This window comes from Roseobacter sp. EG26 (assembly GCF_049830555.1).
Taxonomy (GTDB): domain Bacteria; phylum Pseudomonadota; class Alphaproteobacteria; order Rhodobacterales; family Rhodobacteraceae; genus Roseobacter.
Genome location: NZ_JBNBLH010000013.1, coordinates 26,744 through 40,369, shown reverse-complemented (window position 1 = coordinate 40,369; position 13,626 = coordinate 26,744). Strand labels below are relative to the sequence as shown.

15 protein-coding genes and 1 pseudogene are annotated in these 13,626 nt (G+C 56.0%); 3 read left to right on the top strand and 13 right to left on the bottom strand.

Annotated elements, in window-relative coordinates:
• Positions 1-156 precede the first annotated feature (156 nt).
• Entirely contained in the window at positions 157-771 is a 615-nt protein-coding gene (locus tag ACOTTU_RS21270) for an isochorismatase family protein (protein ID WP_425660960.1), read from the bottom strand.
• Positions 772-811: 40 nt separating this feature from the next.
• Positions 812-1,678, bottom strand: coding sequence for a pirin family protein (locus tag ACOTTU_RS21265; RefSeq protein WP_425660958.1), 867 nt, complete (start codon positions 1,676-1,678; stop codon positions 812-814).
• 94 nt (positions 1,679-1,772) lie between these two features.
• Between ACOTTU_RS21265 and ACOTTU_RS21260 the strand changes: the two genes are divergently transcribed.
• Entirely contained in the window at positions 1,773-2,756 is a 984-nt protein-coding gene (locus tag ACOTTU_RS21260; RefSeq protein ID WP_425660956.1) for a LysR substrate-binding domain-containing protein, read from the top strand.
• A 223-nt stretch (positions 2,757-2,979) separates the two neighbouring features.
• On the opposite strand, the gene ACOTTU_RS21255 is transcribed toward ACOTTU_RS21260, so the two are convergent.
• From ACOTTU_RS21255 to ACOTTU_RS21235, 5 genes and pseudogenes are all read right to left on the bottom strand, one after another.
• Positions 2,980-4,032: an alpha/beta fold hydrolase gene (locus ACOTTU_RS21255; RefSeq protein WP_425660954.1), complete on the bottom strand. Its 1,053-nt coding sequence runs from the start codon at positions 4,030-4,032 to the stop codon at positions 2,980-2,982.
• The gene (locus ACOTTU_RS21250) at positions 4,029-4,409 is read right to left on the bottom strand and encodes a hypothetical protein (RefSeq protein WP_425660952.1); all 381 of its coding nucleotides are present in this window, start codon (positions 4,407-4,409) and stop codon (positions 4,029-4,031) included. Before ACOTTU_RS21250 ends, ACOTTU_RS21255 begins: the two co-directional genes overlap by 4 nt.
• A gap of 110 nt (positions 4,410-4,519) precedes the next feature.
• Entirely contained in the window at positions 4,520-5,197 is a 678-nt protein-coding gene (locus ACOTTU_RS21245) for a LysR substrate-binding domain-containing protein (RefSeq protein WP_425661080.1), read from the bottom strand.
• Between the two features lie 12 nt (positions 5,198-5,209).
• Positions 5,210-5,401: pseudogene (locus ACOTTU_RS21240) on the bottom strand (LysR family transcriptional regulator); the annotation flags it as partial.
• 238 nt (positions 5,402-5,639) lie between these two features.
• Positions 5,640-6,266: a LysE family translocator gene (locus ACOTTU_RS21235; protein WP_425660950.1), complete on the bottom strand. Its 627-nt coding sequence runs from the start codon at positions 6,264-6,266 to the stop codon at positions 5,640-5,642.
• Between the two features lie 87 nt (positions 6,267-6,353).
• Here ACOTTU_RS21235 and ACOTTU_RS21230 point away from each other — a divergent pair, with 87 nt between their 5' ends.
• On the top strand, positions 6,354-6,524 hold the full coding sequence (locus ACOTTU_RS21230) for a hypothetical protein (RefSeq protein WP_425660948.1): 171 nt from the start codon (positions 6,354-6,356) through the stop codon (positions 6,522-6,524).
• 70 nt (positions 6,525-6,594) lie between these two features.
• Here the strand turns inward: ACOTTU_RS21230 and ACOTTU_RS21225 are convergent, their stop codons facing one another.
• Together ACOTTU_RS21225 and ACOTTU_RS21220 are read right to left on the bottom strand one after the other, a co-directional pair.
• Positions 6,595-7,014 carry a DUF4345 domain-containing protein gene (locus ACOTTU_RS21225; protein ID WP_425660946.1) on the bottom strand — a complete coding sequence of 140 codons (420 nt, stop codon included), beginning with the start codon at positions 7,012-7,014 and terminating at the stop codon, positions 6,595-6,597.
• Between the two features lie 158 nt (positions 7,015-7,172).
• Complete coding sequence (locus tag ACOTTU_RS21220) at positions 7,173-8,024, bottom strand: LysR family transcriptional regulator (protein ID WP_425660944.1); 852 nt, start codon at positions 8,022-8,024, stop codon at positions 7,173-7,175.
• A 95-nt stretch (positions 8,025-8,119) separates the two neighbouring features.
• Here ACOTTU_RS21220 and ACOTTU_RS21215 point away from each other — a divergent pair, with 95 nt between their 5' ends.
• Complete coding sequence (locus ACOTTU_RS21215) at positions 8,120-9,508, top strand: MATE family efflux transporter (protein WP_425660942.1); 1,389 nt, start codon at positions 8,120-8,122, stop codon at positions 9,506-9,508.
• Between the two features lie 56 nt (positions 9,509-9,564).
• Here ACOTTU_RS21215 and ACOTTU_RS21210 read toward each other — a convergent pair whose 3' ends face one another.
• The 4 genes from ACOTTU_RS21210 to ACOTTU_RS21195 all read right to left on the bottom strand — a co-directional run bounded on the left by ACOTTU_RS21210 (position 9,565) and on the right by ACOTTU_RS21195 (position 13,602).
• Positions 9,565-10,449: an arylamine N-acetyltransferase family protein gene (locus tag ACOTTU_RS21210; RefSeq protein ID WP_425660940.1), complete on the bottom strand. Its 885-nt coding sequence runs from the start codon at positions 10,447-10,449 to the stop codon at positions 9,565-9,567.
• Positions 10,450-10,564: 115 nt separating this feature from the next.
• Complete coding sequence (locus ACOTTU_RS21205) at positions 10,565-11,554, bottom strand: cyclase family protein (RefSeq protein ID WP_425660938.1); 990 nt, start codon at positions 11,552-11,554, stop codon at positions 10,565-10,567.
• Positions 11,555-11,998: 444 nt separating this feature from the next.
• Positions 11,999-12,478 (bottom strand): hypothetical protein, encoded by a 480-nt coding sequence (locus ACOTTU_RS21200; RefSeq protein ID WP_425660936.1) that lies wholly within the window; start codon positions 12,476-12,478, stop codon positions 11,999-12,001.
• The gene (locus ACOTTU_RS21195) at positions 12,475-13,602 is read right to left on the bottom strand and encodes a DoxX family membrane protein (protein ID WP_425660934.1); all 1,128 of its coding nucleotides are present in this window, start codon (positions 13,600-13,602) and stop codon (positions 12,475-12,477) included. Before ACOTTU_RS21195 ends, ACOTTU_RS21200 begins: the two co-directional genes overlap by 4 nt.
• Positions 13,603-13,626 lie beyond the last annotated feature (24 nt).

The window sequence follows — 13,626 nt, the reverse complement described above, 5'->3', positions numbered from 1 at the left end:
GATGTCAATGGAACAACGTCGCAGCCCAGCCCGACGCCAACAGGCAGAACAGCGAGGAGGCGTAGATCAGGTAGAACTGGACCTGCCACCCCGGGTAGGGGTGCCTCTTGAGTGTCAGCCTCGTATGGCGCGGCCTCTGAGCGAAGTACGGCATCGTTACGCGCTCTCACGGACCTGGCCGACCAGAATCGACCAATCCATGCCCAAGGCACTGTAGACATCACCGGCCTGATTGCTCGCGTTGTCGGCGAGGATTTCGATCATCAGGCTGGCACCATCGGCGACAACCACGCCTGCTTGGGCCAAGCGGGTAAGGGCGGTTTCGCGCTTTGTCATGTTGAAGGTCCCGCTGGCATCCACGGCGACATAGGCCTCGAACCCCTCGCGCACGGCCCGCATCGCGGGAAACGCGGCGCAGACTTCGAGGGAAAGACCCGCGAAGATCAGCTTGCTCCGCCCGGTTGCGCGAATGGCCTCTTCCACCCGTGGGTCATCCCATGCATTGACGGTTGTCCGGTCGATGAAGGTCTGATCGGGCAAGGCCTCCAGCAACTCGGGAATGGCGGGGCCCCAAAGTGTCTGGGACGAGGTGGTAGTTGTGACAATCGGCAAGCCGAGCGCCGTTGCGGCCTTGGCCAGCCCGACAATATTGTGTTTCAAATCGGCGATTGAATAGTCGCGGATACCGGTCATTAGCCCGACCTGATTGTCGACAAATACGACGGCGGCATTGTCACGGGTCAGGGGTTCCGGATTGTGCGAATTGGTCATGGTCTTCTCCCTTCTGTTTGGGTCTTCAGTGGTGTTGATCTCAGTCAATTGATCCGAGGCGACCGGAACGATAGGCGGCCTCGACCGCGTCAAGCTCTTCCGTGGTGCGCATCGCGTATGGGCCTCTTTGGACAAAGGTTTGGCGAAGGGGTTGGCCCCGGAACAGGACGACTTGGGCGTCGTCTTCCGAAGAGAATGAGATGTTCGTGGCATCGGCGAATGCAATGGCCTTGCCGGGCTTCAGATCGGCAGACCCTGCGTTCCACGTCACGCGGGACGTGCCCTTGACGGCGAGGATCCAGGGGTGGTGGTCGTTGTCGCCCGTGTGCGTAAACTGGCTACCGGCCTTTATGTCGATATCAAGCAGCGTCAGCGGGTTGTCGGGCGCAACCGCACCCTGAAGGCCGCCGCCATCACCAAGGATGAGCCGTGCAGTTGCGCGCTGGCCCGCAAGCCTTGGGATATCCGCCGCCGCCACGTGAAAGGCGGCCGGGGCGTCATGCCGGTGCTCTGCGGAGAGGTTGACGAAGACCTGCAACGCGTGGGTTCTGGCGCCGGGACGGGTCGCTTCATTGTGAAGGGCCCCGCGCGCGGCCTTGAACCAATAAAGATCGCCGGGCGCCAGATCGAGGTCATTGCCAAGGGAATCGCGGTTGTGAAACGTGCCTTCGCTGTCCTCGAACATGATCGTCAAGGCGGACAGCCCGGCATGGGCATGTGTCCCGAAAGTGGGCTGCGTAATGACGAAATGATCCACCATGATCAGCGGGTCCAACAGCCCCCGGAAGTCTGCTTGCTGGTAGTTTTGCGCCTCAAAACCGTCGCCGATGGTGATCGCGCGCCCGTCACTTTGGGCATGGGTTTCACAGGGTACGCCTGCGAGCTTGTCGATATGTTGCGTGTTCATGTCAGTCTCTCGCATTTGTTGAATTGACAATATGAGCGAGACAATTGAACGAAAATCAGCCAATATTGGAACTTATCGTTCTATTAATGGGACAATGACGGGACTCAGGATGGATTTCAACGACGCATTCTATTTTGTTCAGGTTGTTGAAAAGGGCGGCTTTTCTGCCGCGGCGCGCGCGCTGAACATCCCGAAATCGCGGCTCAGCCGCCGCGTGCGACAACTTGAGGATGACCTCAGTGTGCGCCTCTTGCAGCGCACATCGCGCATCGTCACAATGACGGGGGTTGGCGAGGAATACTATCGCCTTGCCAGGGACGCCTTGGCCCGATTCGAGATCGCCGAAGCCGCCGTCCGGCGCAATACCAACACCGTTGAAGGGACCGTCACGGTGTCCTGTTCGGTGGGCATGGCACAATTCGGCCTTGATCAGATCTTGCCACGTTTCTTGCAGGATAATCCCGGCGTGACCGTAGTGCAGCGGGCCTCAAACCAGATGGAGGATTTGATCAAGGCTGGGATCGACGTTGCAATCCGGGGACATATGGACACTCTGCCGGACTCGAGCCTGATCCAAATGCGACTGGCGCTGGTAGAATGGCACCTGTTCTGTTCGCCTGAGTTCCATGACACTTTGGACCCAGGTGACGACCCGGTCGCGCTGGCCGATCACCCGGTATTGGTCCTTGGTCGACCAGGAGCAACGCACCAATGGTTGCTAACGGGCGTTGATGGGCAAACCGCATCGGTGCCCTGCCGAGTGCGTTTTGCGAGTGATGATATGTCGACGCTCAAAAATGCCGCAGCGTTATCCTTGGGGATTGCCGCCCTGCCAGCCTACGTTTGCCGACCAGAGGTGGAAGCCGGATCGCTTGTGCGCGTCTTGCCGGGTTGGACAGCGGGTCGCCCACAGATCAGCCTATTGATGCCATCGCGCCGAGGCTTGTTGCCGGCGTTCGAAGCGTTCCGCGATTTCTTGAAGCAAGAATTGCCCGCCGTTTTGGCTGGCGATGCAATAGAAGCTACCGAACGGAGCGGTCGCAAGAATTCAACGCGCGCCAGACCAACTCCCGGCTGATCTTATACTGCCACGAACATCCTGCAGCGCGGCAACTCAATCCAATGACAAAAAAGCAGCCATAGGCCGTGCTCACCGTGATCGTTGTCGGCTTTGCGCGCTTCACAGTAGGCCGTGTCATGCGCAGAGTATTGCACTGTGGGTTCGAATTGCAGTTTCACTGCGCAAGGCAAGCATGGCCGGTTCTATGCTACTGACCTTTCTGTGCGCAGGGTCTGAAAAGTTACCCGATGAAAGACAGCACGTGATCTGCCACTTTTTGCGGGGCGTCTTCTGGGCTGTAATGGCCAGCACCTGGCAGGCGTTGAATTTTGCCGTTCGGAAAAGCCGCCTTGAACAGTGGGAGAAAGTGCTTTGCGTGCAGCGTCTGGTCTTTTTCACCCCAAAGTGCAAGCGCTGGTTTGGCACTCATCGCTTGTCGGGTCGCCGCGTCCGGCTCTTCGAACCTGTGTGCCCCGGTGGCAAACCCCTTGGCCCATCCGATAGCGCCGGCAGATTCTGCCGGTGTCGGGAATGGCGCGCGATAGGCGTTGAGCCAGGCCTCCGTCACAATTGAGGCGTCTTCGAAGCCGTTCAGCTTCAGCGTGGACAGGATCGTGTAGTCAAGCTGGCCCAGAAGCGGCTCAAGCGTGCCGTCGTCTTGCGCTTTCAGGATCCACTGAAACCAGGGAGCCTCGCCGGCATTTGCGACCAGCCGGTCAATGAGATCGACCTGACCGAACGGCGTTGGCCCGTTGACTGAGACAATCCGTTTTATCCGATCCGGATGGCGGCTTGCGAAGCCCATGCCCGTCGGCCCGCCAAAGTCATGCATCACAAGGGTTACGTCGCTAAGGTCGAGAGCCAGAGCGACCGCTTCAAGATTGTCGACATGGTCCTGCAGCCAATAGCTCCGGTCGCTGGGCGTGGCGCTCTTGCCGAAGCCCATATGGTCAACCGCCACGACCCGATGATGGCGCGACCACGTAGCGATCTGGTGCCGGAAGAGATAGCTCCAGGTGGGTTCACCGTGCAGCAGAAGCAGAGTCTCGGGCCCTTCGCCGACATCGACGTAGTGGGCGGCGTATCCGGGCGCATCGGTGTAGCGTGCGGGAAAGGGCCAGGTGCCATCAAACGTGGCATCGGCCGGTACGGCAGGTGTCGGTCGGGTCATGTTGGGTTCTCCAAAGCTCGGGGATGGTCGCAGGCCCGCGCTGAGCGCGCCTGCCACAGTCATCTGCAGCATTGTGCGGCGTGTGACCTGGCTCGTGTAAGCGGACGGCTCGCGGTTACTCATCGCTGCATCCTTCCGGCGCGCATAAGGTAATCGAGCTCTGCGTTGAGGAGCCCGGCACCTTGATCGGCAAATTGACGGCGACTGTCGAGCCGGCGCGCGAATGCTTCGGCCGCTTGGTCAGCGGTGTCTTCGACAGTGCGATCAATATCGCTCGGATCTAGGCCGATGTCGCGCAAACGGTCGGGTCTGAGAACTTCCAGCGCCCGTCGGGTCTTGCGCGCAACCAGGGCGTGGAAGCCCGCAACGATGATGCGTTGAAACGGGCCGAGCTCGACAGGCGCGTCAAACCGGTCTGCCGCAGGTTTGCTTTCGATGAGATCTGAAAACAGGTCTTTCTTGTCGTGGCTTGGGTGTCTATCGAGTCGCGCTTTGGTCATGGCGTCCCCCTTTCTGTTACGAGGAGGAATTTAATTTCTCGCTTGATTTCTTACCAATTCGAAGAACGCGCGTGAGCGATCTATTTATTAGATCACTTAGTGGTAAAGGTTCATGTTGCGGTTTGAGCGAAAGCCTCGGCAAGCCAGTCGGCGAATAGCGACATGGCTCGAGTAAATGGCCGTCCTTTGGCGCTGACCAGCCAATAGCCGAGGCGGTCGTCTACAATCTCGGGTTCTGCCAGCCAAGTGAGCCGACCTTCGCGTATGAGAGTTTCAACGAGTAACTGACGACCGATCGCCACACCTCCGCCGTCGACCGCAGCCTGAACTACCACGTTGTAGTCGTTGAGCGGCATCCGTTTCGGATCCGCAAGATCTAGTCCGCGCATGTCCGCCCAGGACTGCCATTCCTGCTCTTTAAGGCTCGTAAGAAGCTGGTGGTCAGGCAGGTCTACGAGCGGAATGGGTCGCTCGGGATGTGAAACGGGAGCAATCTTTTCGACATGCAGGAGCCGGGCATCCACGCCCTTCCACGGGCCGGTACCGTATCTCACGCCCAGATCAGCCTCGTCGCGTGCAAAGCTGACAATCTCAAGGGTCGGGTCGATTTCGATGTCAATCCCTGGATGCACATCCGAAAAAGAGGCCAGACGTGAAATGAGCCACATTGAGCAGAAGGACGGCAGCGCCGTGACGCGAACCGTCTCCTGGCCTGCCTCTGCCCGAAGCTCTGCAGTCGCATCAGTGATCGTCCGGAATGCGGCGTCGATCTCGGCAAGATAACGCACTCCCTCAGGTGTTAAAGAGATGCTACGGGCATGCCGTACGAAAAGAGGCGTGCCGAGCATCGCTTCAAGCTGTCTGATGTGATGGCTAATCGTGCTTTGCGAAATCAGCAGTTCATCCGCTGCCTTCCGAAAACTCAGAAGCCTCGCAACGGCTGAAAAAGCGCGAAGCGACAGAAGCGGAGGAAGGTTCGGGCTTGAGCGCAAACAGTTGGCCTCATTTTTCTCGGTGGGAGCACCTCAAAGTAGTACAGCGCGTTATTGCCGTGCCCGCAAGCCCATGCGGTACTTAGCTACCATCGCCTACCGGCACTTTCAAGACCTTCGCCTCATTGACATACGCGGCGTTGCAGTTTCGTCGAAGCAGACTTTGATCGACCCTGCAGCGTAAGGCGCGCTAGATGACCGCACGGCTCGGCGAGGCTGCTGCTGTTCGCAATTTTGCTTACCGCTCTTGCAAGGCCAAGCGAATACCCAAAGCGAAGTAAATGCTTCCCACGACTTTTCCCTGCCATTTGAGAACAGTCGGGTTGCGGCGCAGGAAGTTTCCGAGACCTCCAGAAGCAACTGAATAGACGATTGTGCTGAAGAAACCGATGAGCGCAAAGACGACGCCTAGGATGGTGAGTTGCACGACCACAAAGCCATTTTCGGGCACGACAAACTGAGGAAGGAATGCGAGGAAAAAGAGCGCTGTTTTGGGATTAAGAACTTCTGCGACGATCGCCTGTCTGAAAGCTTGAGGGGCGGTAATTGGAACGCGCCCTTGGCCGAGATCAACCGAGGTCTTCTCAAAGATCGCTTTCAAGCCAAGGTAAACCAAGTATGCCGCACCAAGATACTTCACGATAGTGAAGAGCGTGGCCGAAGCCGCGATGATCGCCGAAATACCGACTACGGCCATTATCGTGTGGAGAAAATCACCAGCTGTAATACCGGCGCCGGTTGCAATGCCCACCTTGGTGCCAGAAGTGGTGGCCCGCGCGACTGTCAACAAAGTTGCAGGGCCGGGAATGAAGACGAAGCCGAGAACGATCAGCGAGTAGGTGAGCAGCACGGTGAGATCGATCATTCTATACCTCAATGAATTTTTTTGGAATTACAGCAATCCATAGAATGCCGCCAGTGGCAAGAACCGGAAACGGAACTTCGCCGCGACTTGAGAAACAAACGAGCCGAGTACTTTCCGGGCACCATTGGTGATGCAGCATCGCAGGAATTTGACAATGACCTGGTGGTTGAGGTGCCTCATTCCTGGCATGCAATTGATGTCCTCAATGTCGACACGCACCCGTTGCGCTGTGCATTCGGTCTCGCGGCAAAACCATGAAGGCGCCAAGGTCTGTTTTGCAGAAAAGCGGATGCCGACCGCCGACTATGTCCCGACCGTAGCGGCGAGTTCATTTTTGCTGTCTTTGGTTCGATTGCTGGTCCGTCCGAAAGCTGTAAAACGACAAAATCGCCGCCAGAGTACCGACCCCTAATTCCAATCCGGTTACCAAAACGAGCGATTGGACCGGGAAGCCGTCTACGAAGATCGAATACACCCTTGCGACCCCGAATGAGGAATACACCAATGCGGCGAGGCCCAGCCCCAAACACACAAATCGATCTTGGGCGGCGGACGCCGCGATCGTCAAACCTGCCAGAAACAGGAAGCCGCCGGGTGCTCTGATTTCAGAAAGCAGGTTGGGATCATTGCCCAAAGTGACGCCGTTTTTGGCGTGGAGTACCTCCGGGGCGAGAAGCATTGTGCCACCGGCACCCACAAGAATCAGGCCCGACAGAACAAGTGCGAGCCGATTTACAATGTTCAACATGTGAATTGTCCCTTTCAAAGATGCTGAGCCGAACGGGTGCTGCCTGAAGTCCGATGTTCGTGCGACTACAGGCAGCACCCGTATGGCGTTAACAACATGAGAGGGAATATTCGGAAGCAAAGGCCTTCGAATGCGCATATCGTGCGCGTTTATGCGCGCTAGCGCTTGCCTTCTTTGACGGCCCGAATGAATGCTTGAATCTTCGAAGACCGATGCATGTCCACATGCGTGACCATCCAGACCTGCTCATGCCAATCTTCTTCGGCATCAGTCAGTTCGGTCAGGTTGCATCCACCGGAAAGGTGACGCGGAAGAAAACCGATGCCATATCCGTGTCTGACAGCGTCCCAAAGTATCGGAATTCTATTGCTGCGAAGGCCAATAGCTTTTTTGGGCACCTCCCTATGCAGCCAATCGAAATAGGTTGCGCTTGGAGCCTCATCGTCAGGTCCTATAACACTGCGATCAGGCAGATCAGAGAGCTTGTTAGGCAGTTTAAATCCCGATGGCCCAAAAAATCCCATTTTGAATTTCGTGATAGGAACAACCACGTTATCGGGATGGTCCGGTTTTGGCCCGACGCGAAACGCTACATCTGCCTCCCCGTACTCAAGCTTTAGTACCCGATCACTTCCGACAAGTGCCATGTCGATTTTTGGGTTGCTGGCTACGAATGTCTGAAGATACGGAAGTATGATCGGAACCAAGTCATCGACCAAAGTTACCGTGAACAGCCCGTCGAGTTCGGTCGCCCCAGCGGTCGCCATTCGCATCAGTTCGCCGAACTGGTCACTGGTGGCATCCGCAATTCTCAACAGCTCAACACCCAATTGCGTGGGTGTAAATCCACGCCTGTGGCGCATGAACAGCTTTGCCCCAAGCTCCAGTTCCAAGGCATCCAGATGGCGGTTCACCGTTGCCCTGTGAATGCCGAGTTCCTGCGCCGCCGCACTGACTGTTCCAAGCCGGGCAACGCAGGCGGCAGTTCGAATCTCGTTCCATGCACGCATGCCGCAAATATGCGCATACTTTGCAAAAATTCAATACATTGATCAATTTTAGCGCACACCTAAGTCATGCGAGACAGCAACTCAGGTGTTTAGCCATGCTCCATGTTTCAATTCGTTTCACTTCCAATCTAAGAAAGTCAGCACTGAGCTCACAACGCGAGATGCGCGATATTGTGCATCTGACAATTCCTATCGTTATCGGCTTGGTCGCCGGCCTCTTGATGGGGATCATCGACACCATGATGGTGTCGCCATTGGGCGGTAGCACTCTGGCCGCAGCAGGGTTGGCGACAAGCGCCTTTATTTTCGTCAATTCGGCAGTGATCGGGTTTGTGTCGGTCATGGGGGTCAAGGTGGCCCAAGCGGTCGGGTCCGACAGCAAGACGTCTGCCGGTGGCGCGATTGCCGCGAGCATGATTTTGACCTTTTGCCTCGCCAGCTTTTCGACTGTTGTGATGTTGATCTCAACTCCCTTGATTTCAGACCTCGCGCCCAATCGGGATATTCTGGTGCTGCTCGAGTCCTATTGGATCACGTTGTCCTTCGCGGCGGTCCCGCACGTCTTTCTGGCCGCTATGCGAGGCTTCTACAGCGCCATCGACAGGCCGTGGATCGGCGTTCTGTTCACTTTGCTCGGCGTCCTGCTCAACATCCCACTCAACTGGGTATTTATTCACGGCTGGGCCGGCTTCGATGGAATGGGCCTCGTCGGAGCAGGAGTGGCGAGTTTTCTTGCCAAGCTTGCGGCCGTTGCTGCCCTGGCGTTGCATTGGAAGGTCGCGCGCTCAATGAGGTCGTACCGCAGCCTGGGACGGTTCCGTCTGGCGACTCTTTCCGCACAATTCAAGGAGGCATTTCCAGTCGCTGTTGGAAGTGTTGGCGAAGGCGGCGCCTATGCGGTTGCCGGGTTGCTGATGAGCCAGCTGGGCACAATTGCCATTGCGGCACATCAGATTGTGCATTCGGTTGGGGTGATTTTTTATATGGTTCCCATTGGTCTTATGATTGCGGTTTCAATCCGCACAGGGAAAGCATTCGGGGCACATGATATGCCCCGATTGCGGATGATCTGGGCCTCATCAACCTGGCTCGCATTTGGCTGGTCGCTATTTGTATTTCTATTCGTTCTTGTAAGCCGCAGAACGCTGTCGGAAGGCCTTGCGCCAAGTGCGGACGTTGCACGGTTGGCGTCGCTGCTCTTTGGCGCAATGGCATTGGTGCATCTGGCCGATTGCTTTCAGTCAACGGCTCTTGGCATATTGCGGGGACTTTCTGACAATGCGATCCCCAACACGATTTCCGTTGTGGCGTATTGGATGCTGGCAATTCCATTGGCCTGGGGTTTGGGGGTACATCTCGGCCTGGGAGCGTTTGGTGTACTTACTGGCTATGCACTGGGTGTTCTTGTCACGTCGATCGTTCTGCACCATCGCGTAAAAAGGCGGACAGGTATGTCCGCCAATTTGACCGATGCGCGTGGGTAGATTGCGCATTGACGGGTCCGCTTCGCGGTCCGAAGAATGAGAACCTCATTGGGTTTCTAATCATGTGTACCTGTCGAACGCGTCGGCGCGTGCTGCATGTACGCCAGCAATTCAATTTGCTGTGGCGGCTCAATTAGGAACGTGTGTCTCAGAGCCTCAACAAGTTCCGCCTGCGTGTTGATTTCTCGTTTGATGATTTCACCAGTCAATCGGTGCTCCGCCAAGGTCACTGCCCCGCGCTTTCGATCGCCGTTTGTGAATTGCCGGTCGCGAAAGACATTGCTGCTCAATGTCCACCGCCGTCCGGGGGCGGGGCGGGCGATCATCAGCCCGGTTACGAAGGGTGACTTTGGTGAGGTCGACAGAAAGTAGTTCAGGATTTCAAAGTCGGGGCCCAGTCTTTCCGACAGATCGAAACCGTATATCGGCTGCCAGGCTCCGCTGATCTGCGATTGAAGGACGTAGCGACCTTCGACCATCTCAAGGCGGAAGGGTTCGTGCGGCGTTTCCTGAACGATATCGGGGACAAGCATCAGCGGAGCTGTCAGCACCTGTCCGCCGAACCCCGCATCGACGATATAGGATTGCCCGCCGAATTCTACGCGCAACAGCATATGCGTGCTCGGCGTTGGGAGGTCTGGCGGCGCGTGCCAAAGCACTCTTGCGGCCAATCCCTTCACTTTGAATCCCAGAACCTCGAGAATGTGTTTCAGAAGGATGTTGTGTTCGAAACAATAGCCTCCCCTGCGCCCCTGCACCAATTTGCGTTCAATCGCGCGTATCTCCAACTGAACCGGCAAGCGCAGAAAGGGATCCAGGTTTTCGAAGGGGATCGTCTGGGTGTGCAGCAATTGGATTTTTGCCAAAGTATCCAACGTCGGATGTTTGTGGCCACTGTAGCCAATGCGATCAAAATACGCTTCGAGATCGATTGAGGTCATCGATGTGTCCTTTGTGAAAGAAGAGAAGTTTGGCGACCCCGACGCGATAGCATTGGAGCCGCGGCGCACTGGGACGAGCTCTGCGTGAGGTCTGTCAGCGCGCCCTCACAAGGTATTATCCAGCCTGTTCACCCGTACAGACGCCAATGACGCGCGCAGGACCGCCCGTGCCGCCGACATGCTTTAGCGCGCCCACAATCAGAGAGCAGTCGCCCGCAGTAGATGCAGCAGAAAGGCTTCCGACATTGGCAAGGTTTTCAACGATCAGAATGTCGCGCTGGTACAGCTTCACATGGGCAGGCCAGGAGTCGGACCAATCGTCGGAAGATCCCCGAACGCCGTCACCGGAATCTCCGCTGAGGCTGTCGGTTGCGATCCCGGAGATACGCACGTTTTTCTTGTCCATAATCTCGATCAACCGATCAAGCGCTTCTTCGGTGAAACCGGGATGGTTGAGACCATTGACATAGCCCGGTGCATCCCAGTCTTCACCGCCAAGCCCGTAGAATTGAGACCACCCGAGATTGGCAACAATCCAGGCACCGTCCTCTATCTGGTCGGCGACCGCGTCAATGTCCGAGGCTCTAACTGTCGCCTGGGACGTGTCCGAAAAGTTTGTCACCGAAGTATCCGGGCTGGGCCGCCCGCCGTTTTTACGCAACTCCCGTTCTACGCGTGCGGACACATCAATCATCACGACAGGTCCAGTCGGGTCGGAAATCATGAGATCTTCTGTGGCCCGCCTCTGGTCATTCGGGTCGCTGCCCACATCAAAGCTCTTTGCATTGTTGATGTAGTGGTTCGGAGTGTTAAAGCTTGTCCCGTTATGCTCCTGGATCAGGATGGCAGTGGATTCAAACTGTCCTTCGTTAGTTGGCCAGACATGTAACGGGTACAGCACGGCCTGATGGTAGAAGCCCGCAATGGGACGGCTGTTTCCCACGGGTTTGGAGAGGTCGGGTTTCATCAAGTCGCCCTCCAATGGTTCGAACGTCGGAATCGGGTGTGTAAGATCGAAGAATTCCAGATCACCGGCAGAAGCCGTGCTGTCGACCATGAAAAGGGCAGCCGTCGAAAGCGCCATTGCAAGTGTTTTGTTTGGCATTGTGGTTTTCCTTCCAGATACCAGTCTGTGAAGGCTCAACCTGTCAGCGGCTGAGCCTTCCATTGCTTCGCACCTCAGTGCGACGCTGATATATGGAGACGGAATCGACTCTGGAGGTTCGAGAATGCGCACTACATGTGCATCCGCGTGCCACCAGAAAACTGAGGCTAAAATTCACATCAAAAACAATCTGCGGCCCAATCCGGACACTCAGTCCGTTTCTTGATTGCCTCGGTCGCGGCCCGCATTCCGGTCATTCGCTGCATGAGCGAAACTAAAGGCCGCAAAAACTCACGGTCGACGGGACTTCGGGGCGATAACTCCCTGGTCAGTTTGAGGAAATGCTTCAATAGAATGCCATGCCGGAGAATTGCCTGATCCGTTAGCTGAATCAGACCGGAACATTGCAGAAGCATCTTTGTGTCCGCGAACTTCGGCGACGTTCTAATTCTCGATGGTAACCGAAGCTGAAATCGGTACGCCGCCTAGGGTAAACTCAGAATGGTCATTTGCATTCAAACTTACCGAGAAGACATGCTCGCCCTCAGGCAGTCCCGCAATGTGATAGGCTATTCCGTAAAGCCGGGTCAGTTTTTCACCATCCAAGTATAGATGCGCATGCCCTTCATTCTGAACAGGGGCAAGATTGACCCTATCAGGAGCAAATCTGAAATTCTGAACATCCAGGTAGACGTTCCAGCCTGACATCACATCGCGAACAACTTCAATCTCTACACTTGGGGCCAGGCGCGGATCGACTTCGATCGTTCCGTGAGCCGCGGAATGGTCGTGGGTGAAGTGGGTTGAGTGATCTTCGGGTATTGGCGACCCCGCCAGCGATGCCAGTACGGCGCCGACGAGGACGCAAACCACCGTCCAATAGAGTCCATACACGGGTTTGATTGGTACCATTTCCAACCTCATGACAAAGCCTCCTGTATTTCACTCCTCGGGGAGATATTGGTGATCTTGAGACGTTGCCCATATCCCAACAACAGCAGGATCAGCGCCGTCGCGATGATGGGCAAATGACCGATCAATTCCGTCAGGGCTGCCTCTTTTTGGTTTTGGAACAAGAACACGGCGTTCGATATCAACATCAGGCCGGCAACGGAGAGGATATTGAGGCGTGTCACGACACCAAGGATCAGGATGACGCCAAACACCACTTCCATGACGCCGGCAGACAGCACGAACAGCTGGTCGCTGAATGTCTCAAACCCCAACAGCCGAATGAAATTCCATTGGTGATCAGCTATGAACGATTGCCCAAAGGCCGCGCCATGAAGCTTCTCTGTTATTCCGAGCGTCACCAGGGATACCCCAGTGAATATGCGCAGAACGTCTACCGAGAAGGGTTTCAACCGCTCACGCCAATGATCTGATGGCAGAGAATTGAACAACAAGAAGAGTGAAATGCCGATGACGTTTACATATTCAAATGACCGCACAAATCCAAACTGAACCATCATTCCGAGAAACAGGATCATGATCAAGATTGCGGCGTGATGGATGAAGTGATTGCTGAGCAGCAGAATACCAATCGCTGCCTGCAACAACACCAACATGATGCCTAGGGTGCCATAGGCCTCGAGGTGCGGCGCGATCAGCGCACCTTCATAGGCTGTCAAGAGGAAGGACATTCCTGTCAGGATCCGCATCAACTCCATCACGTCATGGCGAACCCTGCTCTTGGCGATCGGAATGGTTGGCAATCTCGTATCGAGGAATACCGCGATGCCAACCATTGAAAGTGCCACTGCGATCCAAATCAGGACGGCAGAATCATGAAAAGAGAAGGGTTGGAAGTCTTCAACCGAGGGATTGTCGGTATCCACGAACCAACGAACATGAGCATGGCCCACTTGGCTTTGCGCCAACACAGCGATCACTATCAAGTGTAAGAGCAGCCATCCTCGGTTGTACCCGGCCCCAATCTTTGCTGCGGCACGCCAACCACGTGTCGAAGCAAATTGGGCGTTGCATTTTTGGGGCGCCGACACATGTGCAGCTTTTGTGAATTTCGCGTCAAACAGTTGGTAGGCCATCTCTACGACTCCTCGTTCAAATCT

Excerpts from the sequence above, each read along its gene's own strand:
- ACOTTU_RS21270 (WP_425660960.1), bottom strand. The coding sequence starts at position 771 with ATGACCAATTCGCACAATCCGGAACCCCTGACCCGTGACAATGCCGCC.
- ACOTTU_RS21265 (WP_425660958.1), bottom strand. The coding sequence starts at position 1,678 with ATGAACACGCAACATATCGACAAGCTCGCAGGCGTACCCTGTGAAACC.
- ACOTTU_RS21260 (WP_425660956.1), top strand. The coding sequence starts at position 1,773 with ATGACGGGACTCAGGATGGATTTCAACGACGCATTCTATTTTGTTCAG.
- ACOTTU_RS21255 (WP_425660954.1), bottom strand. The coding sequence starts at position 4,032 with ATGAGTAACCGCGAGCCGTCCGCTTACACGAGCCAGGTCACACGCCGC.
- ACOTTU_RS21250 (WP_425660952.1), bottom strand. The coding sequence starts at position 4,409 with ATGACCAAAGCGCGACTCGATAGACACCCAAGCCACGACAAGAAAGAC.
- ACOTTU_RS21235 (WP_425660950.1), bottom strand. The coding sequence starts at position 6,266 with ATGATCGATCTCACCGTGCTGCTCACCTACTCGCTGATCGTTCTCGGC.
- ACOTTU_RS21225 (WP_425660946.1), bottom strand. The coding sequence starts at position 7,014 with ATGTTGAACATTGTAAATCGGCTCGCACTTGTTCTGTCGGGCCTGATT.
- ACOTTU_RS21220 (WP_425660944.1), bottom strand. The coding sequence starts at position 8,024 with ATGCGTGCATGGAACGAGATTCGAACTGCCGCCTGCGTTGCCCGGCTT.
- ACOTTU_RS21215 (WP_425660942.1), top strand. The coding sequence starts at position 8,120 with ATGCTCCATGTTTCAATTCGTTTCACTTCCAATCTAAGAAAGTCAGCA.
- ACOTTU_RS21210 (WP_425660940.1), bottom strand. The coding sequence starts at position 10,449 with ATGACCTCAATCGATCTCGAAGCGTATTTTGATCGCATTGGCTACAGT.
- ACOTTU_RS21205 (WP_425660938.1), bottom strand. The coding sequence starts at position 11,554 with ATGCCAAACAAAACACTTGCAATGGCGCTTTCGACGGCTGCCCTTTTC.
- ACOTTU_RS21200 (WP_425660936.1), bottom strand. The coding sequence starts at position 12,478 with ATGAGGTTGGAAATGGTACCAATCAAACCCGTGTATGGACTCTATTGG.
- ACOTTU_RS21195 (WP_425660934.1), bottom strand. The coding sequence starts at position 13,602 with ATGGCCTACCAACTGTTTGACGCGAAATTCACAAAAGCTGCACATGTG.